The 24,522-nt window shown below is 29.6% G+C and carries 22 protein-coding genes; 8 read left to right on the top strand and 14 right to left on the bottom strand.

Annotation, left to right across the window (positions count from 1 at the left end):
- Positions 1–5: 5 nt before the first annotated feature.
- The 3 genes from AEBR_RS13445 to nusA all read right to left on the bottom strand — a co-directional run bounded on the left by AEBR_RS13445 (position 6) and on the right by nusA (position 3,922).
- Positions 6–1,238, bottom strand: a complete 1,233-nt coding sequence (locus AEBR_RS13445; RefSeq protein WP_129087436.1) for an MFS transporter — start codon at positions 1,236–1,238, stop codon at positions 6–8.
- Positions 1,239–1,346: 108 nt separating this feature from the next.
- Positions 1,347–2,750 carry a cysteine--tRNA ligase gene (gene cysS / locus AEBR_RS13440; protein WP_129087437.1) on the bottom strand — a complete coding sequence of 468 codons (1,404 nt, stop codon included), beginning with the start codon at positions 2,748–2,750 and terminating at the stop codon, positions 1,347–1,349.
- A complete protein-coding gene (gene nusA / locus AEBR_RS13435; protein WP_129087438.1) occupies positions 2,750–3,922 on the bottom strand; it encodes a transcription termination factor NusA in 1,173 nt (390 codons plus the stop codon). Before nusA ends, cysS begins: the two co-directional genes overlap by 1 nt.
- A gap of 154 nt (positions 3,923–4,076) precedes the next feature.
- Here nusA and AEBR_RS13430 point away from each other — a divergent pair, with 154 nt between their 5' ends.
- Genes AEBR_RS13430 through AEBR_RS13415 form a run of 4 tightly spaced genes read left to right on the top strand, consistent with a single transcriptional unit; the run spans position 4,077 to position 7,866 of the window.
- Complete coding sequence (locus AEBR_RS13430) at positions 4,077–4,319, top strand: HP0268 family nuclease (RefSeq protein WP_128982178.1); 243 nt, start codon at positions 4,077–4,079, stop codon at positions 4,317–4,319.
- Positions 4,320–4,339: 20 nt separating this feature from the next.
- Positions 4,340–5,659, top strand: coding sequence for a tRNA (N6-isopentenyl adenosine(37)-C2)-methylthiotransferase MiaB (gene miaB / locus AEBR_RS13425; protein WP_129087439.1), 1,320 nt, complete (start codon positions 4,340–4,342; stop codon positions 5,657–5,659).
- The gene (locus AEBR_RS13420) at positions 5,656–6,270 is read left to right on the top strand and encodes a lysophospholipid acyltransferase family protein (protein ID WP_129087440.1); all 615 of its coding nucleotides are present in this window, start codon (positions 5,656–5,658) and stop codon (positions 6,268–6,270) included. The genes miaB and AEBR_RS13420 overlap by 4 nt, the downstream gene beginning before the upstream one ends.
- Positions 6,271–6,285: 15 nt before the next feature.
- Positions 6,286–7,866 carry a hypothetical protein gene (locus AEBR_RS13415; RefSeq protein ID WP_129087441.1) on the top strand — a complete coding sequence of 527 codons (1,581 nt, stop codon included), beginning with the start codon at positions 6,286–6,288 and terminating at the stop codon, positions 7,864–7,866.
- Between the two features lie 18 nt (positions 7,867–7,884).
- Here the strand turns inward: AEBR_RS13415 and mqnE are convergent, their stop codons facing one another.
- The 6 genes from mqnE to AEBR_RS13385 all read right to left on the bottom strand — a co-directional run bounded on the left by mqnE (position 7,885) and on the right by AEBR_RS13385 (position 13,208).
- Entirely contained in the window at positions 7,885–8,946 is a 1,062-nt protein-coding gene (gene mqnE, locus AEBR_RS13410) for an aminofutalosine synthase MqnE (protein ID WP_129087442.1), read from the bottom strand.
- A gap of 12 nt (positions 8,947–8,958) precedes the next feature.
- Positions 8,959–9,285 (bottom strand): hypothetical protein, encoded by a 327-nt coding sequence (locus AEBR_RS13405; protein WP_129087443.1) that lies wholly within the window; start codon positions 9,283–9,285, stop codon positions 8,959–8,961.
- A complete protein-coding gene (locus AEBR_RS13400) occupies positions 9,272–9,925 on the bottom strand; it encodes a carbonic anhydrase (RefSeq protein WP_128982190.1) in 654 nt (217 codons plus the stop codon). The genes AEBR_RS13405 and AEBR_RS13400 overlap by 14 nt, the downstream gene beginning before the upstream one ends.
- A complete protein-coding gene (locus tag AEBR_RS13395) occupies positions 9,922–11,016 on the bottom strand; it encodes an aminotransferase class I/II-fold pyridoxal phosphate-dependent enzyme (RefSeq protein ID WP_129087444.1) in 1,095 nt (364 codons plus the stop codon). The genes AEBR_RS13400 and AEBR_RS13395 overlap by 4 nt, the downstream gene beginning before the upstream one ends.
- 145 nt (positions 11,017–11,161) lie before the next feature.
- Positions 11,162–12,790 carry a cation:proton antiporter domain-containing protein gene (locus tag AEBR_RS13390; RefSeq protein ID WP_129087445.1) on the bottom strand — a complete coding sequence of 543 codons (1,629 nt, stop codon included), beginning with the start codon at positions 12,788–12,790 and terminating at the stop codon, positions 11,162–11,164.
- Between the two features lie 49 nt (positions 12,791–12,839).
- Entirely contained in the window at positions 12,840–13,208 is a 369-nt protein-coding gene (locus tag AEBR_RS13385) for a diacylglycerol kinase (RefSeq protein WP_128982196.1), read from the bottom strand.
- Between the two features lie 90 nt (positions 13,209–13,298).
- Between AEBR_RS13385 and AEBR_RS13380 the strand changes: the two genes are divergently transcribed.
- Both AEBR_RS13380 and AEBR_RS13375 read left to right on the top strand, forming a co-directional pair.
- Positions 13,299–13,994 carry a DUF502 domain-containing protein gene (locus tag AEBR_RS13380; RefSeq protein ID WP_129087446.1) on the top strand — a complete coding sequence of 232 codons (696 nt, stop codon included), beginning with the start codon at positions 13,299–13,301 and terminating at the stop codon, positions 13,992–13,994.
- Between the two features lie 110 nt (positions 13,995–14,104).
- Complete coding sequence (locus AEBR_RS13375) at positions 14,105–15,523, top strand: chloride channel protein (RefSeq protein WP_129087447.1); 1,419 nt, start codon at positions 14,105–14,107, stop codon at positions 15,521–15,523.
- Here AEBR_RS13375 and AEBR_RS13370 read toward each other — a convergent pair.
- Genes AEBR_RS13370 through thiS form a run of 3 tightly spaced genes read right to left on the bottom strand, consistent with a single transcriptional unit; the run spans position 15,513 to position 18,113 of the window.
- Entirely contained in the window at positions 15,513–15,845 is a 333-nt protein-coding gene (locus AEBR_RS13370) for a YraN family protein (RefSeq protein WP_129087448.1), read from the bottom strand. The genes AEBR_RS13375 and AEBR_RS13370 overlap by 11 nt on opposite strands.
- On the bottom strand, positions 15,826–17,910 hold the full coding sequence (locus AEBR_RS13365) for a molybdopterin oxidoreductase family protein (RefSeq protein WP_129087449.1): 2,085 nt from the start codon (positions 17,908–17,910) through the stop codon (positions 15,826–15,828). The genes AEBR_RS13370 and AEBR_RS13365 overlap by 20 nt, the downstream gene beginning before the upstream one ends.
- A 2-nt stretch (positions 17,911–17,912) precedes the next feature.
- Positions 17,913–18,113, bottom strand: a complete 201-nt coding sequence (gene thiS / locus AEBR_RS13360; protein WP_128982206.1) for a sulfur carrier protein ThiS — start codon at positions 18,111–18,113, stop codon at positions 17,913–17,915.
- Positions 18,114–18,259: 146 nt separating this feature from the next.
- Here thiS and AEBR_RS13355 point away from each other — a divergent pair, with 146 nt between their 5' ends.
- A complete protein-coding gene (locus AEBR_RS13355) occupies positions 18,260–20,212 on the top strand; it encodes a PAS domain S-box protein (RefSeq protein WP_164969496.1) in 1,953 nt (650 codons plus the stop codon).
- On the opposite strand, the gene AEBR_RS13350 is transcribed toward AEBR_RS13355, so the two are convergent.
- Together AEBR_RS13350 and AEBR_RS13345 are read right to left on the bottom strand one after the other, a co-directional pair.
- The gene (locus AEBR_RS13350; RefSeq protein WP_128982210.1) at positions 20,205–20,864 is read right to left on the bottom strand and encodes a response regulator transcription factor; all 660 of its coding nucleotides are present in this window, start codon (positions 20,862–20,864) and stop codon (positions 20,205–20,207) included. The genes AEBR_RS13355 and AEBR_RS13350 overlap by 8 nt on opposite strands.
- A 5-nt stretch (positions 20,865–20,869) precedes the next feature.
- Positions 20,870–22,765 carry an FIST N-terminal domain-containing protein gene (locus AEBR_RS13345; RefSeq protein ID WP_129087451.1) on the bottom strand — a complete coding sequence of 632 codons (1,896 nt, stop codon included), beginning with the start codon at positions 22,763–22,765 and terminating at the stop codon, positions 20,870–20,872.
- A gap of 224 nt (positions 22,766–22,989) precedes the next feature.
- On the opposite strand from AEBR_RS13345, the gene AEBR_RS13340 reads away from it, so the two are divergent.
- Positions 22,990–24,495, top strand: coding sequence for an aldehyde dehydrogenase family protein (locus AEBR_RS13340; RefSeq protein ID WP_129087452.1), 1,506 nt, complete (start codon positions 22,990–22,992; stop codon positions 24,493–24,495).
- The last annotated feature ends 27 nt before the right edge of the window (positions 24,496–24,522 follow it).

Here is a 24,522-nt window from a genome sequence, read left to right as displayed (position 1 = left end):
CTTTTTTATCTTGCTTCCCTATCTGTTCTTGGGTCAAGATCAGCTATATTTGCCCCAGAAGTTATAGGAACATTTACAAAGGTACTTAGTTCATCATCGGCAACTCTTTTTTTAGATAAAGAATAAAAAGTTAAATATATTCCTACAACAGAATACAATACAAACATAGAGTTGTCATAAAATTTAAATAAGAATCCAACAATAATTGGAGCTACAAAAGAACCTAATCCATAAGTAAAGAGTAGAGTTCTACTTATCTCTAAAATATCAGCATCTTCATCTAAAACATCATTTGCTCTTGCTAAGCTTAGAGGATATAGTGAAAATATAGTAAGTCCCAATAGAAAAGAACAAATGTATAATAAAGTTGTATTTAAACCTATAAATAAAAACAAAGAGGAACTAATTGCAGTAATAAATGAGACTATTGCAATAATCTTTCTTCTTCCATATTTATCTGAAACAATACCAACTGGCCATTCTGCAATAAGACCTCCTAAAATACCAATTAACATAAAATAAGAGACAACTTCTACAGATTGAAATTTTGCTAAAACATATACGGGAGCCATTGTAAAAAATGAACCAATAAATATCCCTCCAATAAAACTTGTTGTTGTAGCAAGAGGTACTATTTTATATATTTTTGGTAATGAATATCTCTCAAAAGGGAGCAGTTCTGGCTCTTTGATTTTTGTTAAAGCAATAAAAGGGATTGAAACTAAAACTAAAACAGAACCTAAAACAAAAATAGTGCTACTTAAATTATCCATTGTTAGAAATAGTTGCCCTAATGCAATTGATAAATAGAAAATAATCTCATATATTGCAAGCACTTTTCCCCTGATTTCTGAAGTAGCTTTTTCATTTAACCAACTCTCTATTATGATTAAGATACTAAAATAACAAAATCCAGCTACAAATCTAAGAAATCCCCATAAAAATTCATTGAAAAATAGATATTGAAGTAAAAATGTAGTTACCATAAGAGCTGCAAAATTTGCATAACTTCTTATATGCCCAACTTTTGAAATTATACTTTGACTAAAAATAGATGATAAAATAGCCCCAAGAAAAAATGATGAGTTAATAAGACCAATGGCAATATCATTTATTCCGTTGCCTTTTAAATATACACCAATATATGTTAGCACCATACCGTAACCAATAGCCAAAAAGGTTACTGAAAAAAATAGAGATGATATGGGCATAACAGAAAATCTATTTTTTTTTGACATTTTTTTTATCCTTCTTTTGGAAAATATTTTGATTATACAGAAATAAAAAATTATTTCAATAAATGTAAAAAAGTTTAAAAAGAGGAGGGTGTTTAGAAGTTAAACTTCTTAAACTCTCTCCCATACTACACCATTTGGTGTATCCATTATTGAAACACCTTTAGAGCTAATCTCTTCCCTTATTTTATCGGCAGTTTCAAAATCTTTATTGCTTTTTGCTTGAGTTCTTTTTTCAATTAGATTTTCAATCTCTTTAATCTCATCTTCACCTATTCCAAATTGGAAATATTTATAGGCATCTTCAAAACCAATACCTAAAATATCACTAATAAAATTAAACGTAGCAACTAACTCTTTTTTTAAGTTTTTATTTTTTGGTTCTTTATCTAAAGTCTCATTTGCTTTGTTTATATACTCATCTATTATAGAGATCGCTTTTGGTGTATTTAAATCATCATTTAAAGATTCTAAAAGTGAAGTTTTAAACTCACTGTTTACACTACTTGCTTCTAAACCATAAACCCTTTTTTTCACTCTATATAGTTTGTCAAGTCTTTTTTTAGAAGCGATTAAATCCTCTTCATTAAAGTTAAAGTTTGCTCTATATTGGGCTGTTAAAAGATAAAATCTTACAACTTCACCACTATATGATTTTAGTATATCTTTTAGGAAAAATGAGTTTCCTAAAGATTTACTCATCTTCTCTCCATCAATCGTTACAAAACCATTATGCATCCAATATTTAGCTAAATTTTGGTTTGAAGAGCATCTAGTTTGTGCTGCTTCATTCTCATGGTGAGGGAAAAGCAAATCTGCCCCTCCACCATGAATATCAATTTGGTACTCTTTATCTTTGTATGCCAAATGTTTTTTTATCATTGCACTACACTCAATGTGCCATCCAGGTCTTCCTTTACCAAAAGGTGACTCATAGGCTACATCATTTGCTTTTTCAAATTTCCAAAGGGCAAAATCACTTGGATTTCTTTTTTGAGTATTTGATTCAACTCTAGCAATAGAGTTTTCATCACTTGCTCTGTGTGAAAGTGAACCATAAATTTCATCTTTTGAAACATCAAAATATACACCGTCACTTATTTTATAAGCAATATCTTTTTCCATTAGATTTTCAATCATTTCAATCATATATTCAAGATTTTGTGTAGCTTTTGGTTCAAGGGAATTTGGCAAGATATTTAAAGTCGACATATCTTTTTTATATGCATTAATATATTCACTTGTAATCTCTTCCAAACTTCTATTTGTCTCGTGCATTTTTTTAATAATCTTATCATCGATATCTGTAAAGTTTTTGGTCATTATTACATTATAACCATTTGCTTTTAAGACTCTGTGAAGTAGATCAAAAGAGATAGCACTTCTTGCATGTCCTAAGTGTGAATCATCATAAACTGTAGGTCCACAGATATAAACTTTTACATCCGGGCTTTCAATTGCTTCAAATAGAACTTTCTCTTTTTTTACAGAGTCAAATATTGTTAATTTTTTCATTACTTAAATAGTGCCTCTAGTGATGCTGTATCATGATTTTTCTCTTCTTTTTGAGAATCTGTTTCTGTTGAAGAAATAGTCTCACCGCCAACCTCTTTTAGCTCTATATCATATTTTGTAAGCATTGATGCAAGTCTAATATTTAAACCAGATTTTCCAATTGCTTTTGATTTTTGATCAGCAGGGATTGTAACTAAAGCTTTTCCTTTTTCATTTCCTTCTGCATATTTTTCAATTTTTACACTTGTAATAATTGCTGGGCTAAGTGCTCTTGCTATGAACATTTCTGGAATAGTTGAGAACTCAACGCAGTCAATGTTTTCTCCATTTAACTGTTTTGATACTGCACCTATTCTAACACCTTTTACACCTACAACAGAACCAATAGGGTCAATATTAGAATCAGTTGAGATAAGTGCAATTTTTGCTCTAGTACCTGGAATTCTAGCACTAGCTTCAATAGAGATAATCTCATCTTTTAGTTCAGGAACTTCAGATTTTAAAAGTGATTCTAAAAATTTTGGACTTGTTCTTGAAATCTCAACAATAAGTCCATTTGTTTTATCTATATTTACACTTTTAACAACAGCTTTAACTGTATCACCAACTCTAAAAGATTCACCTTTAATTCTACTCTTTCTTGGTAACATCCCTTTAACTTCACCAATCTCTACGAAAGTATTTTCTGCTCTATCTATTCTAGTAACACTTCCGCTTATAGTTTTTCCAATTTTATTTTTATATTTATTTAGAAGAGACTCTTCTAGAAATCTTTGTATTCTATATTCAAAATTGCTGTGAAGAATTGTTGCTGCATTTCTTCCCATATTTTCAAACTCTAAGTCATAGTTTACAAAATCACCAATCTCTAAGCTTTCATCAATTTTTTTTGCTTCTTCTATTGAGATGTAATTCTCTTTACTGATGATATTCCCATAATTATCAACACCATCTTCTTTTAATCTCACATCATCGTTTTTAACAACTTCAATTTTTTGAAAAAGTTCTAATTTTTTATTTGGTCTATCTATTTCTGCATCAAATCTCAAAGTTGAATCAACCATCTTTTCCGCAGTCTTGATTAATGCCTCTTTTAAAGAGTTTTCAACATCATCAATTTTTAAGCCTTTTTCATAGGCAATAGAATCCAATATATCTATAATCTTATCCATTTGTACCTTCTTTATTTTGTGACATTGAAATGTAAAGTTTTTGATTTTCAATGTAGAGTAGAACACCATTTTATCTTAAAAGAGCTTTTATAGAAATTAAAGCAATTTTAAGATAGACTATTTAGCTAATTTATAAAAACAAAGGTTAAATAATATGGAATTATTACTTGCAAGAACTGAATTAAGTGAAAAACCAAAAAAAGTTCAACTTGATAAACTTAAAGAGGATTTGAAAAAAGATGGGGAGAAAATTTTCTATTTTGATAGAGATAACTCTCATAAAGATATGATGTCTTTAGTTGACTCTTTTGAAGATGAGGGATTTAACGTATACTTTAGAGAAGTTAAATACGGACTTGCAGATGAAGAGTATATGTATGAGGTTCATGCACTATAATTTTTTAGTGAAAAGTATTAATGAGTAAACAAGAAGAAAAAAAGCTATTTATACAAACCCTTGGCTGTCAAATGAACGACACAGACAGCCAACATATTATTGCAGAACTTAAAGAGCATAAAAACTACACCACAACAGATAATATAGAGGATGCAGATTTGATAATTATCAATACCTGCTCTGTTAGAGAAAAACCTGTTTCAAAACTCTTTTCAGAGATTGGTCAGTTTAATGTTAAGAAAAAAGATGGTGCAAAAATAGGTGTATGTGGATGTACTGCAAGTCATTTGGGAAACGATATTATAAAAAGAGCGCCTTATGTTGATTTTGTACTTGGAGCTAGAAATATCTCTAAAATAAAAGATGTTATAGAAAAAAAAGGTGCAGTTGAGATTGATATAGATTATGATGATTCAACTTACCAATTTGCACAAAACTCAAATAACTTGTATAAAACATCAGTTAACATCTCAATTGGTTGTGATAAGGAGTGTACATATTGTATTGTTCCTGCAACAAGAGGAGATGAAATCTCTATTCCTCCTGAAATGATAATTGAACAGATAAAAAAAGATGTTTTAAGAGGAGCTAAAGAGGTAACTTTACTTGGGCAAAATGTAAACTCTTATGGAAGAAGATTTAGCGACAAAAGAGAGAAATACTCTTTTACAAAACTTTTGCAAGATGTTTCAAAAATTGAGAAAGTTGAGAGAATTAGATTTACTTCTCCTCACCCTCTTCATATGGATGATGAGTTTATAGAGGAGTTTGCAAAAAATCCTAAAATCTCTAAGTGTATTCATATGCCACTACAAAGTGGTTCTACAAAAATTCTAAAAGCTATGAAAAGAGGATACACAAAAGAGTGGTTTTTAAATAGGGCTAAAAAGATAAGAGAGATGGTTCCTGATGTTAGAATTACAACAGATATTATTGTTGCTTTCCCAGGTGAAACCCAAGAGGATTTTGAAGATACAATTGATGTAATCAAGCAAGTAAAATTTGATCAAATCTTTAATTTCAAATACTCTCCTAGACCAAATACAGCAGCATTAGAGTTAAAAGATATAGAAGTAGCTGATGAGATAGGAAGCAAAAGACTTATAGAGGTAATTGAGCTTCATAAAGAGCACCAAAGCGAACTTATGGACTCAAATATTGGAAAAGTTGTAACTGTACTTTTTGATTCACTAAAACCAAATGGTGAAGTTGCAGGATTTACTGATAACTATTGCCAAGTTTTTGTAAAAGGAAGTGATGAACTTTTAGGTCAACTTGTTGATGTAAAAGTTACAGAAGCAACAAGAACAGCACTAAAAGGTGAAGTGATAAATAGATGAAACTTTTTTTAGTTACAAGGGTTGTTCCTTTTATAATGCAACTAATTGTTAGATTTATCTATTTAACCAATAAAAAAGTTTTTCATCATCCAGAAGTTAACCCAAAAGAGCCATTTATTGTGGCTTTTTGGCATGGGGAACTTCTGATGCAACCTTTTAATTATCAAAGATTAAAGCCTAAAGGAAAAGTAAGTGCCATGATAAGTGAGCACAAAGATGGCGAAGCTATTACAAAAACAGTAGAGTATCTTGGAATTGATTCAATAAGAGGTTCAAGTACAAGAGGTGGAGCCAAAGCTTTAATTGGTGCAATAAAAGAGTTAAAAGCAGGTGATGATATTGCAATAACGCCTGATGGACCTAGAGGACCAAGACACTCAGTTGCAGATGGAATTGTAGCAATTTCACAGAAAACAAATGCTAGAATATTGGTGTTTAATTGTAGACCAACAAGATATTGGCAATTTAATTCTTGGGATAAGTTTATTATCCCTAAGCCTTTTGGAAAACTGGAGTTTTTTATTCAAGAACCACTTGATATTAGTTCTTATACAGTTGAAGAAGCAAAAGAGTTAATTAAAGAAAAGATGCTTATAAATGCAATGAAGTAAGGGTTTTGATTTAAGATGTTTTCAAAAGAGTTTTTGTATATAAATGCCATCAAATATAGATCACAACTAAAAGTTAATTTTAAAAAATTAAGTAATAATGATATTGCTGAGACAAATACTTCAACTTTTATTGCAAAAGATGAGATTATGGGAAGAGATATTGCAACAAAATTTGTTGCTTTGCAATCTGAGATTGATAATACCTATATCTCAACACTTCTTCTACAAGAAGATGTAAAGCTATTAAGAAAAAATCAACAAAGACCAAGAGATTTTATAACAAGATCTTTAAATAATGACTATAATATTGCAGTTTCTAGAAATGCACTTTTTGAGACAAGAAACTACTTCTCTAAATGTGGAGTTGATTATATTTTTTCTGCTTATCATATTTTAAATCTACATATTGAGAAAACTCCTTGCAATAACAACTTTGTTGTTTTGCTTTTTAATAATCAAGCTTTTTGTGTAATACTAAATTCAAATAGTGAAATTGTATTTGATAAAAGAGTTGATTTAACTGCTTTTGAAGATATTAAAAATAGTCACTTTTATGAAAATGAGTTGATGGGACAAAAACTATTTGATGAGATTTATGCTTTGGAAGTTTATGAGCTTATTAAGGAGACTATTGAAGAGTTTTACCTAATTTCGAAAAATGTCTTTATTGAAAAGATATCAATTCTTTATAATCTAAGACTTATCTCTGAGGAACAGATTGCAAAAATGGGTGATGATTTTATGATTAATGTTTCATATCATCCAATCTCTGTTGATGAAGAGTTATTTGAACTTTCAAAAGATTCTCATATACAAAAAAGTTTTATTAAACCTAGAAAAAAACCAAACAATAGACTTAAAAATGCACTAATAATTTCACTAATTATAGTGCTTCTAATTGCAATTGCATATCTCTTTTATCCAAAAATTCAAGAACTGATGACACCACCTAAAAAAGTGCAAAAGAGTGTTGAAGTAAAAAAAGAGAAGGTGATAAAAAAACCTGTATTGTTGCCAAATCATATACAAAGTAATAGCATTGTTGAAACAAGAGTTATAAAAGCTTTTGAATCAATTCCTTATGATATGGTTCTAAAAGAGTTAACTTTAGATGTAAATAGCATGGAGATGCAACTAAATCTTTTAAATAAAGATAGTTATATAAAAGTTCTTGAACCAGAACTAAAAAGTTTATATGAAAATGTTGATATAGAGTTTAAAGAGTCTAAAGAGGCTATTAAAGAAGCAACTGTAAAAGCAGTTAGCTTAAAAGATAAAGGAGTAATAAAAACTAAAGACTATAAAGATATCTACACAGAAAATGAGTTTATGCCAATTATTAGTGTAACTGAACAGATGAAGATTCTTTTACCTGAAAATAGTGTAGTAACTTTTAAAAATAGTTCTAAAGAGGATGTTATTATTTTTAGTTATTTAGTAAATATTGTTATTCAAAAACCTTTAGAGTTTTTTGAGATAATTGATAGATTAAATAGAGAGTTATACTCAATAAATATCTCATATCCAATAAACTTTGCAAAAACTGATGCAGGAATTGAAGTTGAGTTTACAGTAGAGTTTAATCAGCCAAAGTAGGGCAACTTTAATTTAAAGTTACCAAACCTTTATTTCATTATAAACTGAGTCTCTTTCAACAGGAATAAAACCAGAGTTTTTTATTAAATCAACAAAATTTTCCAAAGCAATACCATTTGCACTTTTTGCTCCTGCGGCACTTTGAATAGACTCTTTTTCAATTGTTCCATCTAAATCATTTGCCCCAAACTCTTGAGCAAGAAGAGCTAATTTTGTTGTTGAGGTAACCCAATAGGCTTTAATATTTTCAATATTATCTAAAAGAATTCTAGAGATTGCCATAGTTTTTAAAATCTCTTGACCTGTTAAAAACTCTTTTACTTTTAAATAGTTGTTCTCTCTTTGATAAACCAAAGGAATAAAAGCGTTAAATCCACCAGTCTCTTCTTGAAGTTTTCTTAGTCTTAACATATGGTCAATTCTATGCTCTCTACTCTCCACATGTCCAAAAAGCATTGTTGCATTGCTCTCATGTCCTGCTTTGTGCCAAAGTCTATGTATCTCTAGCCATTGATCAGATTTAACTTTTCCACCACAAATTCTTTTTCGAACCTGTTCATCAAAAATTTCTGCACCACCGCCAGGCATTGAATCAACACCATTTTCAATCATTTTTTGAATCATCTCTTCATAGCTTAGATTATACTTTTCACATAAAAAGTGAATCTCTGCTGCTGTCAAAGCTTTTACATGTATATCGGGATGTTTGTCTTTTATTTTTCTAAAAATATCCAAGTACCATTGTAATCCGGTGTGGGGATTATGTGCTGAAACCACATGAACCTCTTTGATTCCATGTTTTACAGAACTCTCAACTGCTTCCATAATCTCTTCATGGCTCATGGTATATTGGTGTGGATTTTTTCTACTTGCACTATAAGCACAGAATTGGCATACATCTTTACAGATATTTGTTGGATTGATATGTCTATTTATATTAAAATAGGTTTTTTTACCATGTTTCTCTTCTCTAATTTTATTTGCAAGCTGGGCTAGTTCAAAAAGCTCCAAATCATAAAGTTTTACTGCCTCTTCAAATGTATATTTTTCTTTATTTTCAAATTTTTCTAATAAACTCATCTTATCTTCTTTTTAATTACAATCTATATCTTTGCTGTATTCTCCATGGTTACTTCTATGAACAAATCCTATACACTCTTTTTTTAAATCATCATCAAAGAACGTAACTTTGTATACAGTACTTTTTAATCTAGTCTCATTATCTTCAACTCTCATCTTATTTACAACTTTTATGTTAGAAATGTGTTTATGCCCTAAATCTGCTAGCACCTCTTCCATTTTCAAATTAATTGTAAAAACTTCAAACGTAAAACCGATTACTATAATAACTGACATTATAATAATGGTAATAATACTTTTTTTAGGTAATTTTCTAACTTCTATTTCACTCTTTTTCATAGGTCATCTCATTTAATGGTTTAAATTTATCATCTCTTTTATCATAATAATCAATCTGTGCTGTCTCAATATCATAATACCAGCCATGAACCTTTAGTTTGCCATCATTGCAAAGTTTTGCAACATCAGGATAGGTAAGAAGGTTTTCCAATTGATGTCTAATAGAGTTTCTCTCTGTTGCTCTATACATCTCTTCTTTTGTGGTAAACTTTTTATTTTTTAAAGTTCTCTCTTTTGCCTTTGCACCAAGAGTCAACCAGGTTTTTATATGAATAAATGATCCATCATCTGGAATATCATCATATAAACTTTTACAAGCACCACAGTGAGAATGTCCACAAATAATAATATGTTTAACCTTTAAAACAGCTATTGCGTACTCAATAGCAGCGGCACTTCCGTGGAAATCTTCATCATGTTTAAAAGGGGGAACAAAATTACCAACATTTCTTAGAATAAACATATCCCCAGGTTTAGTTCCTAACATTAAATCAGGAGTTACTCTACTATCAGAACACCCAATAAACATCACTTCAGGTTTTTGACCATGTATAACTAGGTTTTTTAAATCCTCTTCAAGCTCAATAAAACTATTTTTTCTAAAATTTTCATTACCCTTGATTAATTCTGTAAGAATCATCTTAATTCCTCTAATTTTTTACAAACTTTTTCTAACTGCTCTGCACTTATATCTATTTTTGCAATTAGCCTAATTATGGCATTTTTTACAGTTGGTTGTCTAATTGCACCAACTAAATATCCATCTTTTTTTAATTTTTGTTGAATTGTAATAACTTTTTTATTGTCACCAATTTCAATTGGAATGATTAAACTATTTGAAGTTATACCCAAAGACTCTTTTATCACCTTTAAATTTGAAGTGATTCTATTTTTTATAAGTTTTTTGTTTTTTTGAATAAACTTTAAAGACTCTAAACCTAATGCTGTATCAAATAGTGAAGGTGCGGTTGTATATATAACTGCTTTTGCTCTATTTAATAAAAAAGCAATAATATTTGAACTTGCAAGAATATATGCCCCATAACTTCCATAGGCTTTTCCTAAAGTTCCCATTTTTATATGATTCTCTTTTGGAGTTATGCCATAATAATCAAATATTCCAAGAAGATTTTCTCCTATTACTCCAGAAGAGTGCGCCTCATCAACTATTAATAAAGCATCATATTCATTTGCAATATCAAATATCTCTTTTGAAGCCAAATCTCCACCCATAGAATAAACACCCTCAATGGCAATGATTTTTCTTCCTTTTGTTTTAATATTTGATATTTTCTCTAAAAGATCTTTTGTATCATTATGTTTAAATATCACAACCTGATTTTTACTTAAAAGCCTTGTTGCAACCATTCCACTTGCATGGTACTCTTCATCTATAAACAGAGTATCACCTTTTCTTACAAGGGCTTCAATCATAGATAGATTTGCTAAAAAACCACTCCCAACTATTAAGGCATCTTCAAAACTATTTGCCTCTTTTAGTGCATCTTCAAACTCTTTATGAATGGTTGAGTAACCATTTACAAGCATAGAGGCTTTTGGTGCAGTGTAACTATTTTTTAAAACTCTTTGGTAAGCATTTTGGAAAAGTTCTTTATTTGCAGTTAGTCCCAAATAGTCGTTTGATGCTAAGTCGATTAGATTTTCATCATAGAGTTCTCTAGTTCTAAAACGGTTGGATTTTTTTATAGAATTTAGTTCTTTTGAATACAAAAGTGCTCCTAACAATTTTTGTATTTTATAGAAAAATCAATTAAATATTGTTAAATTTTTTTCAATGCTACTCTTTTGCAACGCTAATCAATTATAATTTCATTACCTACTAATTAAACGTCCTTCATAGTAGAGAAAAGAGCAATTAATTTTGCTCTTTTTTATCTTCTGCATTTATATTTAAACTCTTTTCAATCATTAGATTTGCAGTTTCAAGTTGAGAGTGAACATAGTGAGCAATATTTAGATCTTTTAACTCTTTTTTCTCATCTAGTGAATCAATCTTTACAATTAGTTTTGCATCACTTCTATAGTTTAATATCGCCTCACACACAAGTCTTTTTTGTGTTAGATTATTTAAAGTAATGATAATATCAGAGGCTTCATCAACTCTAAGTGATTCCATAACTGGCAGTTTTTCAAGGTGTCCAAAATATGCCATATAACCATTTTTTCTTGCTAATAAAACGTGTTTTAGGTTATCTGAGATAATTACAAAAGATCTTCCCTCTTTCATAAGTTCATGGGCAATAATTCTTCCTAAAATAGAGTATCCACAAATAATAGTGTGATTTTTTCTATTAATTGGTGTAATTTTATCTGATTCATAAAACTCTACTACAAAATATGAAGCAAGTTTATAGATATTGTTTACAATAAAAGGTGTGATTATCATAGATAAAACTGTAACCAAAATCAAAAACTTTGATAACTCTTCATCTAAGATATTATCATTTGCTGCAAGTGCAAAAACGGCAAAAGAGAACTCCCCAATTTGACATAAAGCAAGGGCAGATTTAACTGAATCACTCTTGTTTGATTTTCTTATCATTATTAGATAAACAACAAAGGCTTTTATAATCATTGTTGCAAAGAAGATAAGAAGAACATAGTGCAAATTTGAAACCAAATATACCACATCTATTTTTGTTCCAACAGAGAAGAAAAAAGTTCCTAAAAGCAGATCTTTATATGAAGCAATATCAGATTCAACTTTTATATGATAATTTGTTTCTGCAATAATCATCCCTGCTATAAAAGCTCCAAGAGAGTAGGTAAAACCAATAGTATGAGCCAAAAGAGAGGTTCCTATTACAATAGCAAGAACTGAAGCTAAAAAGAGCTCTTCCAATCTTGTTCTTGAAGAAAAATCCAAAAACCATTTTAAAAGTTTTCTTCCTATTGTAAACATAAAAGCACTAATTGCTATTGCTGCAAGTATGGTTTTAATCAATATTTCACTTAGACTTAAAGTATCATTTGATAAAAATGAGATAAGTAAAAGTATAGGGATTACTGCCAAATCTTGAAATACCAAAATTGCTGTTGATTTCTCTCCATATGGTGTATAGATATCTTTTGATTGTTTAAGATAAGTTAATACAATTGCTGTTGAAGAGAGAGAAAAAGCAAGGGCAATAATTATCGATGAGGTTGTATCAATTTTAAAAAGAAAAGTTGAAACCAAAAAGATAATTATTGAACTTGCTCCAACTTGTAAAACTCCATCAACAAAAAGAATATCTTTCATCTTTTTTAGTTTATTAAAAGGCATCTCCAAACCTATTGTAAACATTAAAAAAACTATTCCAAATTCTGCTATTAAATCTAAAGTATCTAAGGTTGTTGTAGAACTAAGATTAAAAATTGTTGCAATTATTGTCCCTGTTATAATATATCCTATAATATGGGACATAGATAACTTTTTTAGTATGATATTTAGCACTGTTGCAAGGGCTAAAGATGTAAATAATATTAATAGTGTTGTTTCCATTTTGGTATTTTAGCCAATATATACAACTGTATAGATAAAAACTTGTATATTAAATGAGCTTAAAACTATCCAAAAGAATAAAGCCCCAAGTTGTAAGTGCAATAACAACAGAGATGAATACTGCTGCACTTCCTGCATCTTTTGCCATACCTGCCATTCTTTGGTGCTCTAATGTAACTAAATCAACAGCTCTTTCAATTGCAGAGTTCATTGCTTCTGTTAAAAGAACTAAACTTAAAGTTATAAAAAGAAGAAGTTTATTTGTAAGTGTTGTTTCAATAAAAATCAAAATTGGAATAGAGATAAAAAAGAGTGTAAGTTCTATTCTAAAAGAGCTTTCAGTTTTAATAATATCTTTTAATCCTTTAAGAGCATAAATTGTATTTTTAAAAAAGTGATATTTTGGTTGATTTCTCATCAAGTCCCTTGTTTTGTCTTTAATAATCTTTTTATTTTAGTTAAAAAGAGTTACTAAAAGGTTATAATATATAAGTTTAAGGAGTAATAAATGATTGATAATATTAAAGAGTTTTTAGGTCATGGTAAGGATCATATAATAACAGTTATCTTAAAAGGACTATTTTGGCTTGCTCCAATTGCAGCGGTAACTATTATAGTTATTTGGGTATATGAAAAATTTAATTCTTTGACAGCTTATCTTTTTACATTAGTTGGTTTTGAGCCAAATCAGTTTCCTGTTCTTTGGACTTTGTTTGGTGTTGCACTTTTAGCTTTTTTGGCTTATGTTTTAGGAATTTTTGTAGAGACGGGACTTGTTAATTTTGTTCAAAAATTGTATTCAAAGGTACCAGGTTATTCAACTATAAAAGAGCTAGTTAATATATTTAATACCTCTAAATCTGGTGAAAAAAAAGTATTAGTTGTTTTAATTAGAGGTTTTTCTAAAAAAGATTACAATATAGGACTTATGTACTCAACAAAAGAGTCTATTGTGAAAGATCACTATACTGTAGTTTTATCTATGACTCCAATTCCAAATGGTGGATATATGTTTGAAGTACACAAAGATAAAATTTGGATAATAGAAGAGGCAACTTTTGATAGTAACCTTCAATATCTTTTGTCAATGGGAGTAAAATCTCTTGCTGAAATTTTAAAAGTTGAACCAAAATCAATAGATGAACTTGACACATTAAATAATTATTTGAACAAATTAGAAAGGAATAAAAGTAGTATTGGTTAAATTCTTTTAAGAAATTTTAATAATATTAAAAAAATAGTACTTTTTACAAAGGAATTTTATTTTATTTTATGGTAACCTTATACTATAGAAACTCTTTAAAAGTAGATTAAATGCCAAAAAATAATAAACAAGTATCAAGTCACTTAGCAGAACAGACTGTAATGTTCGCAACAATCACCAAATGGATCTTAATCTCTTCTTCAATAGGTGCATTTGTTGGACTAATTGTGGCATTTTTCCTAAAATTTTTAGAGTATTGTGAAAACTCACGTTCATTGCTTCCTTTTGATTATTACTATTTACTTCCATTTGCTTTGGTTGCTACAGTTATAATTGTAAAAAAATTTGCACCATCAGCAGAAGGACATGGAACTGAAAAAGTAATTGAAGCAGTACATAAAAATTCAGGAGAGATGAAACTCTCAGTTATCCCAGTTAAACTTATTGCAACAGTTATTACAATATTTGCCGGTGGGTCAGTTGGTAAAGAGGGACCTGGAGCACAAATTGGAGCTGCTGCTGCTTCTTTTGTGGCAACACTATTTAAATTTACAAGTAGAGATAGAAAAAAAGTTGTAATTTGTGGTATTAGTGCAGGATTTGCTTCTGTATTTGGAACTCCATTAGCAGGAGCAATTTTTGGTGTTGAAATACTAATTGTTGGTGCTTTGATGTATGATATTTTGTTGCCATCAATTGTTGCAGGATTTGCTGCTTTTTTTGTTGCAAAAATGGTTGGTATTAGTTACACCTATTTTGATATAGCTTATTATGTAACTTTTAATTTCAACTATGTACTTATTGCAAAAGTTATTTTAGCAGGAATATTTTTTGGACTTGTAGCAGATTTTATAATTACAGTCTTACGATATATTCACTCTTATGTAAAATCAATTGATTTACACTATGTATTAAAAGCTTTTATAGGTGGAGTGATTTTAGTTATATTAACTTTAATAGTAGGAGATGATTATTTAGGTTTAGGTTTTGAAACCATAAAAGAGTCACTCTCTCCAAATTTTCATGATCATGAAGGTGTACCTTGGTATGCTTTTATATTAAAGACAATCTTTACTTCTCTTACTCTTGGTTTTGGAGGAAGTGGTGGAGTTATTACTCCTGTATTTTATATAGGTGCAACAAGTGGAAACTTTTTTGGTGCTTTAGTTGATGGGTATATTCCTCTTTTTGCGGCTTTAGGATTTGTAAGTGTATTAGCAGGTGCTACAAGTGCTCCAATCGCAGCTATGATTATGGCAGTTGAACTTTTCGGGGTAAATGTTGCTCACTATGCGGCACTTTCAATTATAATTGCATTTTTGATGACAGGACATAGAAGTGTTTTCCCTTCTCAGGTTTTATCTATGAAAAAATCAGATGCAATTGATGTTAAACTAGGTCAAGAGATCTCAAATGCTGACGCAACCTATACCACAAGATTTTTTGGAAATATTAGAAGAGTATATAGAATTATTAATATAAAAACAAGAAGAGCCTTTAGAAAGAAAAGAAGAAGAGTTAGAGAGTAATATTCTCTAAAAACTCTATTTTTTCATCTACAACTATTATTGCATCAATACAAAAATCTGGAAAAATCTTTTTGGTCTGTAGATAATAATCAACACTTCTTTTTAGTTTTGAGAGTTTTGAAGGATTTATATTATTAACTGCTGTTTCATAATCTTTTGCAGATTTTACCTCTATAAAGTGATAGGTAGAATCTTTTGTTGCAATTAAATCAATTTCTCCTAGTTTTTTCGCATAGAAATTTTTTTCAACTATTGTAAAGCCTTGTGAGCTTAAAAACTCACAAGCTTTTGTTTCAGCTATATCACCCTTTAATCGGCTCAATTTCAACTCTAATAGATTTGAATCTTGCAGTTAAAATAAGCTCATCTGCCTCATCTCCAAAGATAAAATTGATTTTTGATTGGGGATGGTGGAATGTTGTGTATAAAGTTCCAGCTCTTATAGCTTTTGAGTATTTTACAGGCAAAATAGCAGTCTGTCCATATTGGGTTTTTAAAATAATATGTGAACTTCCAATTCTCTCTTCATCCTCTTTTGAAGCCAATACAATATCCACATCATATCTTGAGTTTAAAGCTTCACTTCTTATTGTTTGGGCTGCATTATTGTAATGAACTATTGTTCTTCCAGTTGTTAAATAAAACTCATTTTTTGCAAAAGTTTCATTTTGAACAAGTTTTTTTACTTGCTCTCTTATGTTGTATTGGTGATATTGAAAGTTAGCTTTTCCATCTTGTGTTCTGAATTTCTCAAGGTGTAAAATAGGAGTATCATCTTTTTCTATTGGCCACTGCATACCTCTATTTCTATTTTTTGATAATTTATGGTAAGTAGCTCCACTAAATCTTGATTTTACTCTCTCTTTTGTTTCATTCCAAACATCTTCACTATTTTCATAGATAAATTCGCCATTTATTTTGTTTTCAATATCCCTTAAAACTTCCCAGTCATCTGGTAAATCTGAATCAACAAGAGGTTGAGATAGATGAAGTCTTCTCATGGCATTTACATAAACACCAGTTTTTTCATAGGCTGATTTAACTCCAAAAATTATGTCTGCTTTTTTTGTTATTTCATTCATAAAAAGTTCATTTGAGATAATAACTTCAAGATTTTCTAAAGCTTTGTGTACTTTATTTTGATTTGGGTGAATATGGGCAATATCCTCTCCCATTACGTACATAGCTTTTATATTTCCTTTTAACATTTCATCTATTAGTTGAGGAGTCATAAAACCAATCTCTTTAGGCTCTTCATAATCTGGATTATAATATGGCAAACAACCAGTATCACAGGCTCCTTGAACATTATTTTGTCCTCTTAGAGGCATAAGTCCTGTTCCTCTTTTACCAACATTTCCTGTTAAAAGAGCCAAATGAACAATTGCCATAACAGCATATGAGCCATCAAGATGCTCTGTAATTCCTAATCCCCAAAAAAACATAGATTTTTTAGTGGCATATTCCCTTGCAACTTGAGGAAGAGTATCTGCTAACTCTTCATAACCTTTTATATTTCTTAGATATTCTGGATTTGCAAAAGGGTCATTTAAAATTGATTCCTTATACTCTTCAAATCCTACACATCTTGAATCTATAAAGTCATTATCATATAGTTTTTCAGAAAGTATTACATAAGCCATCATATTTAAAATAAGAAGATTTGCTTCATATGGGATTACTAACTCTTTACCATATTTTCCTATTTGGATATTTCTTACATCAATTACTGTTACTGTTGCAGTTTTAGCCTTTGAGGCTTTTATTATTCTATTTGCAACAATAGGATGGGCTTCTGTTGTATTTGAACCCATAATAATAATATTTTCAGTCTCAAAAATATCATCAAAAGGGTTTGTTGCAGCTCCCTCTCCAATTAGGGGTTTCATCCCTTTTAAACTTGGACTATGACAAACTCTTGCACAGCAATCAACATGTGGAGAATCCATACCTTCACGGATAAATTTTTGGAACATATAAGAGCTTTCACATGAAGTTCTAGCTCCTCCCATTCCACAAAAACTATGTCTTCCATACTTCTCTTTTATCTGCATCAGCTTCCAAGCTGCAAGGGAAGTTGTAAACTCATAAGGTGCTTCAAAATACTCTTCATCAAACTCTTTAAGAGTTTTAACTCTTGCTTTTAATTCCCTAGGAAGAGCTTCTAAATTATTAGTTACAAAAGATTTTTTAACTCTACAGTTTCTGATTCTTTGTTCTGAGTGAACAAAATTAAAACCTTTTGCACCTTTGATACAGAGTTTCCCTTGACTTACATAACCATCATTTTGTGCGTATATTTTTAATATTTTATTATCTTGTACTTGTCCTGTAATATCACATCCAACACCACAATAAGTACATACAGAGTTTATATCTGCAATCATCTTCAGCCACCACCTACAAATTGTAATAACTCTAGTTTGTCATCTTCTCTTATAACAAAATTACCCCATTGGTCTTTTTTTACAATCTCCATGTTAACAGCTGCGGCCATTACTTTATCTTCAATTTTTAGTTCCCTAATAATATTTTGTAAAGTTGATTCATTATCAAACTCTTTGTTTTCTCCATTTACTATTATGTTCATAATAATTGCCCTTTTAATTTTGCAGATTTTATCAAAAAGTTTATTATATTTGAGTTTTCTATAAAAATTAAAATTGATAATTTTTATAATCGTAATTTTAAATACTTTTACTATAATTAAAATCAATTAAAAAGATAGGTATGTGTATGTTTAAAAAAGAGAAATTAATCTCAATTTTTGTAACTTTAATTTTAATCTTTACTTTTCATAAACTAATAGAGAGCAATAACTATTTTATTGAAAGCAATATTGATAAACTATCTACTGAAGTTTTAAATTCCCAAGCAAATGTCTTAGAAAGAACTATATTAAGAAATACAAGAAGTGCAACAATTTTGGGCGAACATATATCATTAGTTAGAGGAGATATGAGTAGTTTTGATAGTTTTTCAAAGATGCTTTTATCGGAATCAAGAGGAGTAAGTAATCTTCAATTAGCTCCTAATGCTATTGTAACAAAAATATATCCACTAAAGGGAAATGAAAAAGCAATTGGGCATGATTTATTTAAAGACAATGCCAGAAAAAAAGAGGCTTTTTTAGCCCAAAAAAGCCAAGAGTTAACTTTGGCAGGACCATTTAAACTACTTCAAGGTGGCATTGGAATTATTGCTAGAAAACCTATTTATATTGATGATAAATTTTGGGGATTTGCCTCTGCCCTTATAATCTTAGATGATTTAATAAAAAATGCTAATCTATTAGAACTCAAAGATAAAAACTATATCTTTAGATTAAAAAGAGTTCATCCTGATACAAACAAAATGGATATATTTTATAGTAGTTGTGAATTTTCACAAGATAAAAAAGTATTTACAAAAAGTGTTGAAGTTCCAAATGCAACTTGGTATTTAGATATCCAATATATGGGCGCTTATATCTCAAACAGTTTTATTGCAATACTTTATATAACTTCAATTATAATCTCTTCTCTTTTAGGTTATCTTCTTTTTACAATCTTAATTAGACCAAAAGAGTTAGAAAGTGTAAATGAACTATTAGAGGAAAAAGTAAAAGAACAGACTAGAAAAATAGAGAATAATCTTAATTTAATAGGTAAATATGTTTTATATTCAAAAACAAATAAAGAGGGAATAATTACTGAAGCCAGTGATGCTTTTTGTAAATTAACTGGATATGATAGGGAAGAACTAATAGGTAAATCTCACAATATCTTAAGACATCCAGACTATTCTGATGAGTATTATAAAAATCTTTGGGAAACAATAGAAGATGGCAAAATTTGGAATGGTGAGATTAAGAATGTAGCAAAATCTGGACACACTTTTTGGATTAGTTCTGTAATTACTCCTGAGTATAATAAAGATAATGAACTGATAGGATATATGTCAGTACGACATGATATAACTGCAAAAAAGAGTTTTGAAGAGCACCAATTTGAGTATTTCCAAAATGCAAAACTTATAGCAATGGGAGAGATGATAGGAAATATTGCCCACCAATGGAGACAACCTCTAAGTGCAATAAGTATGTTAGCAAGTGGAATAATTCTTGAAAAAAAAGCAGATATTATTGATGACGAAGAGATGTTTAGAAAACTTGAAAATATTGTTGAGAATACAAAATATCTCTCAAAAACAATAGATACTTTTAGAAGTTTTTTAAGGGTTCAAAAAAATCCTGAAAAGACTGTTTTGCAAGATAGAATTGTAGCATCATTGATGATAATCAATGCAACACTAAAAGATAAAGGTATAAATTTAATTGATGAAGTAGATTATGATAATAAAGTTGAGATAGATTTGGTTGTGGGACAACTTGAACAAGTTTTATTAAATCTATTTAATAATTCAAAGGATGCTTTACTTGAAAACCAAATAGTTGATCCTTGGATAAAAATTAGAATTGAGAAAAAAGAGAAAATAGTTATAATCTCAATAGAAGATAATGGTGGCGGAATCAAAGATGAAGTAATGCCACATATTTTTGAACCATACTTTACAACAAAACATCAAACTTTGGGAACAGGACTTGGTCTTAGTATGAGTTACAAAATTATATGTGAAAGTCTAAATGGTAATATTTATGCAAAAAATACAGCACATGGGGCTAAATTTTTTATAGAACTTCCTATTTAGGTCGTTCAACCATATATCCAATTCCTCTAATATTGATAATAAAATCCTCTTTTAAAACTTTTTTTACTCTATTAACTTCTGCCCTAATTGTTGCTGTATCAATATTTTCTCCATTGTAAGCATACTCTCTAAACATATCATAATTTACAACTAAACTTCTATTTTTTGAAAGTAATGAGATTATTAAAAGTTGTCTTTTAGGCAAAATGTGTGGTTCGTTATCAAAATACAGAGTCATTGTATCATGGTCAAAACTATATGAAGAGGATAATCTTTTATGATTTTGTGGAACAACACTATTTTTTAAAATTTTATTGATACGAAGGTTTAGCTCTTTTAAGTGAAAAGGTTTTTTTAAATAGTCATGGCAACCAATGTCAAAAGCTCTTGAAATATCTTCAATGTCAAGCAGTGCAGAGATGAAAATAGTTGGTATCATTCTCTTATTCTCATGCATCTGTTCTAAGATTGTAAAACCATTTATATCTGGAAGATTTATATCAAGAATTAACATATCAAACTTCTCATTTTTTAGAATTTCTAGACAACTTTTACCATCTTTTGTGGATACTATTAAATGACCTACAGAGGTTAAATATTGAGCTATGGCATCATTTAACATTAAATCATCTTCTAGAAGTAAGATTTTCATATTTATTAATCCTTTTTAAAATGGTAGGTAAAGGTTGTAAAATTTTTATTTGATTCAAGGTCTATTTCAACCTCTTCTTCATCACATATTCTTTTTACCAAATTTAGTCCTAAACCAAATCCCTCTTTTATTTTCTCTTCTCTGTAATACTCTTCAAAGACTTTTTTAGGGTCTTGAATCAAGGTTGAGTGACTTGTAAATTGAAGTTTATAATGGTTTTTAGTCTCTAGTATTATAATATATATGTCTTCATTTTCAAAGCTATATTTTATTGCATTTGTTAGATTATTGTCAATTATTCTTTGCAATTTTGTTTCATTGAAATTTATTATCTTTTGATTTTGAGAAGTTTGGAAAATAAGTCTTGAGTGGGCTTTTATTGCTACTTGAGAAAAGAAATCAATTCTGGTTCTTGTATAATCCACCAAATCAATTTGTTGTTTTGTATAGATAATTTGGTCTTTCTTTATTAGATAACTTAAATCATCATATATAGAAAATAGGTTTTTCATTGCAACTTCAATATTTGTAAGATATCTATTTTTGCCAAATTCCATCTCATGAAGTTCAATATTCCACATAATTGAAGAGAGTGGAGTATTTGTTTCATGCACAGTGTGTCTTAAAAACTGTCTTTGTGCTGAGAGCAAGTCATGGGAATACTGTTTTTCTTGGTTTAATTTTTTTGTCTGTTCATCATAATCTTTAGTTGATTGTTGTATAAGATGGGTTAATGCTCTTATTACCCTTGAGTGTTCATTTTTTTGAAGGCTCTCTGGTAAAAAACACATTTTGCTTATTTTTGTTGGTTCTTCTGTTAAAGCAATAATAGTTAAAGTTTGGTTTAGGAGAAGATTTTTATTATTATAATGGAAAAACTCTGCATAGGTAAAAAAACCAGAAGTTGGGGCAATTTTTGCAAAGGGTTCCACTTCAACTTGAATAAAATTTGGCATATACCGTCTTCTTGCCATACAAGAGTATAAAAAGAAAGTTTCAGGTTTGATTGAACTATTTTTATCAAAACTCTCAATTGGATTTTGCATAATAAGTTCTGCATTTCCAAACCCAAGTTTAACTTTATCTCCTTTTTGTAGATTTCCTGCAAAACTTATACTTCCATCTTTATGTTTTGCAATAATTGCCCTTGCTATTTGGAAACCATCTTTCTCACTAATTAAAGGGAACTCTATACCAGTTGTAGGTAGCGTACTTGCAACATCTTCCCCAAGATATTTAGCATAAAAATCAATAGGTAACATACCATTTATACTATAAACTCTATTATCTTCAACTTTGTCAATAGTGTGTTCAATTCCAATTGGAGACCAATTAAAACGGTAATCATTGTGAACTTTTAGATAGTCTGAATTTAAAGATACACCTACAGCTCCATTTTTAATTAAAATATTTTGATAAGAAACAAAAGTTTGAATAAATTTTCCATTATCCCCTGCCATACCACCACATATAGGAACACTGTTATCAAAAGCTTCAATCCCTTTTAAAAAGTTTTCACCATTTGTACTGGTGCCATCTGCAAAAAGTATAAGTAGTTTTGTATCCTTAGTTACAATTTTTTTTGCAAGGTTGTATCCATTGTCAAAAGAGTTTTTACCGTCTTCATAGGAAGCTAAAATCTCTGTTTTATCAAATATTGAGATTGAAAGTACTGTATTTAGTATTGAAATCTTTTTATCTTTTATCTCTCCATCTGTGGTTGTTCCTATAATAATACTTTGTGGAAGATTTATTAATAGAGCATTTGTTATCTCTTTTAGTTTTCCCTCCCCTTCACCACAAAAGATTTGAATAAGAATATTTTTTGAATTTTTAAATTGGTTTAGATTAATACTCTTTTCAAGAGTTTTATCTTTTAAATTATAATTGTATGTTTTCATGTAAAATTGTAACATAACTTAATTTTTTTCAAAATTTTTTTCAAATTATTTTTTACGAGAAAATCCCATTTTATAGTTAAAGTAACAATTTTTTAAATTCGCGCTATATTCACGCTATACTCATGCTATATTCACGCTAAACTTTTTTTGTAGAATTTCTTTAAGAGAGAATTAGTACTTTTAATACTGATTTTTTCATAAATTTAATTTACAAAAGGAAAAACATGTCTGCAAAAATTTATGAAAAACCTAAATTTAAACCTCAATATGAGAATTTTATAGGTGGAGAGTGGGTTGCCCCAAAAAGTGGTGAGTATTTTGAAAATATATCTCCTGTTGATGGGGATGTTTTAACAAGAATTCCAAGATCAAATGAAGAAGATGTTGAGTTAGCTATTCAAGCTGCAAAAACAGCTTTTGAATCTTATAAACATACTTCAGTTATCCAAAGAAGTACAATGTTAAATAAAGTAGCTGATGCTATTGAAGCAAATTTAGAAGCATTGGCTCTTGCTGAAACTTTAGATAATGGTAAAACTATTAGAGAGACATTAAATGCTGATGTACCTTTAGTTGTTGACCATTTTAGATATTTTGCATCGGTAATTAGAGCTGAATCAGGAAGTGTTGCTGATCTTGATGAAGATACAGTTTCACAAGAGATTTATGAGCCATATGGTGTTGTAGCTCAAATTATTCCTTGGAATTTCCCACTTTTAATGGCAGCTTGGAAACTTGCACCTGCATTAGCAGCTGGAAATTGTATTGTTATGAAACCAGCAAGTGCAACTCCAAAATCAATTTTAATATTAATGGAAGTGATTCAAAATGTATTACCAAAAGGTGTTGTAAATATTATTAATGGTTCAGGTGGAAAAATTGGTAAATATTTGGCAACTCACCCAGATATCAAAAAAGTTGGATTTACAGGTGAAACTACAACTGGACAGTTGATTATGCAATATGCAACTGAAAATATTATTCCTTCAACTTTAGAGCTTGGTGGTAAATCTCCAAATATATTCTTTGAATCTATTATGGATGCAGATGATGATTTTTTTGATAAAGCAATTGAAGGTTTAGTTCTTTTCGCATTTAACTCAGGTGAAGTTTGTACTTGCCCTTCAAGAGCACTTATTCAAGAATCAATTTATGAGCCATTTATGAAAAGAGTATTAGAAAGAGTAAAAGCTATCAAATTAGGAGATCCACTTGATGTTGAAAATATGATGGGTGCACAATGCTCACTTAACCAAAAAGAGAAAATTTTAGATTATATTAAAATTGGTAAAGAAGAGGGAGCAGAGTGTTTAATTGGTGGAGATGTTTATGAGTCTAAAAAACATCCAAATGGATTCTATATTCAACCAACAATCTTCAAAGGACACAATAAAATGAGAATCTTCCAAGAGGAGATTTTTGGACCAGTACTTGCTGTTACAACTTTTAAAGATGAAGCAGAAGCAATTGAGATTGCAAATGACACTGTATATGGACTTGGTTCTGGTGTTTGGTCAAGAGATGCACACCAATTACATAAAGTATCAAGAGCTATTCAAGCAGGTAGAGTTTGGGTAAACTGCTATCATATGTACCCTTCACATGCCTCTTTTGGTGGATACAAAAAATCAGGAATTGGTAGAGAAACACATATGATGATGTTAAACTCTTATAGACATACAAAAAATATTTTAACTTCTTACAGCAAAAATGCTTTAGGATTTTTTTAATAGATATAGGGCATAGCCCTATATTAA

The sequence above is a fragment of the Halarcobacter ebronensis genome (assembly GCF_013201825.1).
GTDB lineage: Bacteria > Campylobacterota > Campylobacteria > Campylobacterales > Arcobacteraceae > Halarcobacter > Halarcobacter ebronensis.
This window is presented reverse-complemented; position numbering and strand designations above follow the sequence as displayed.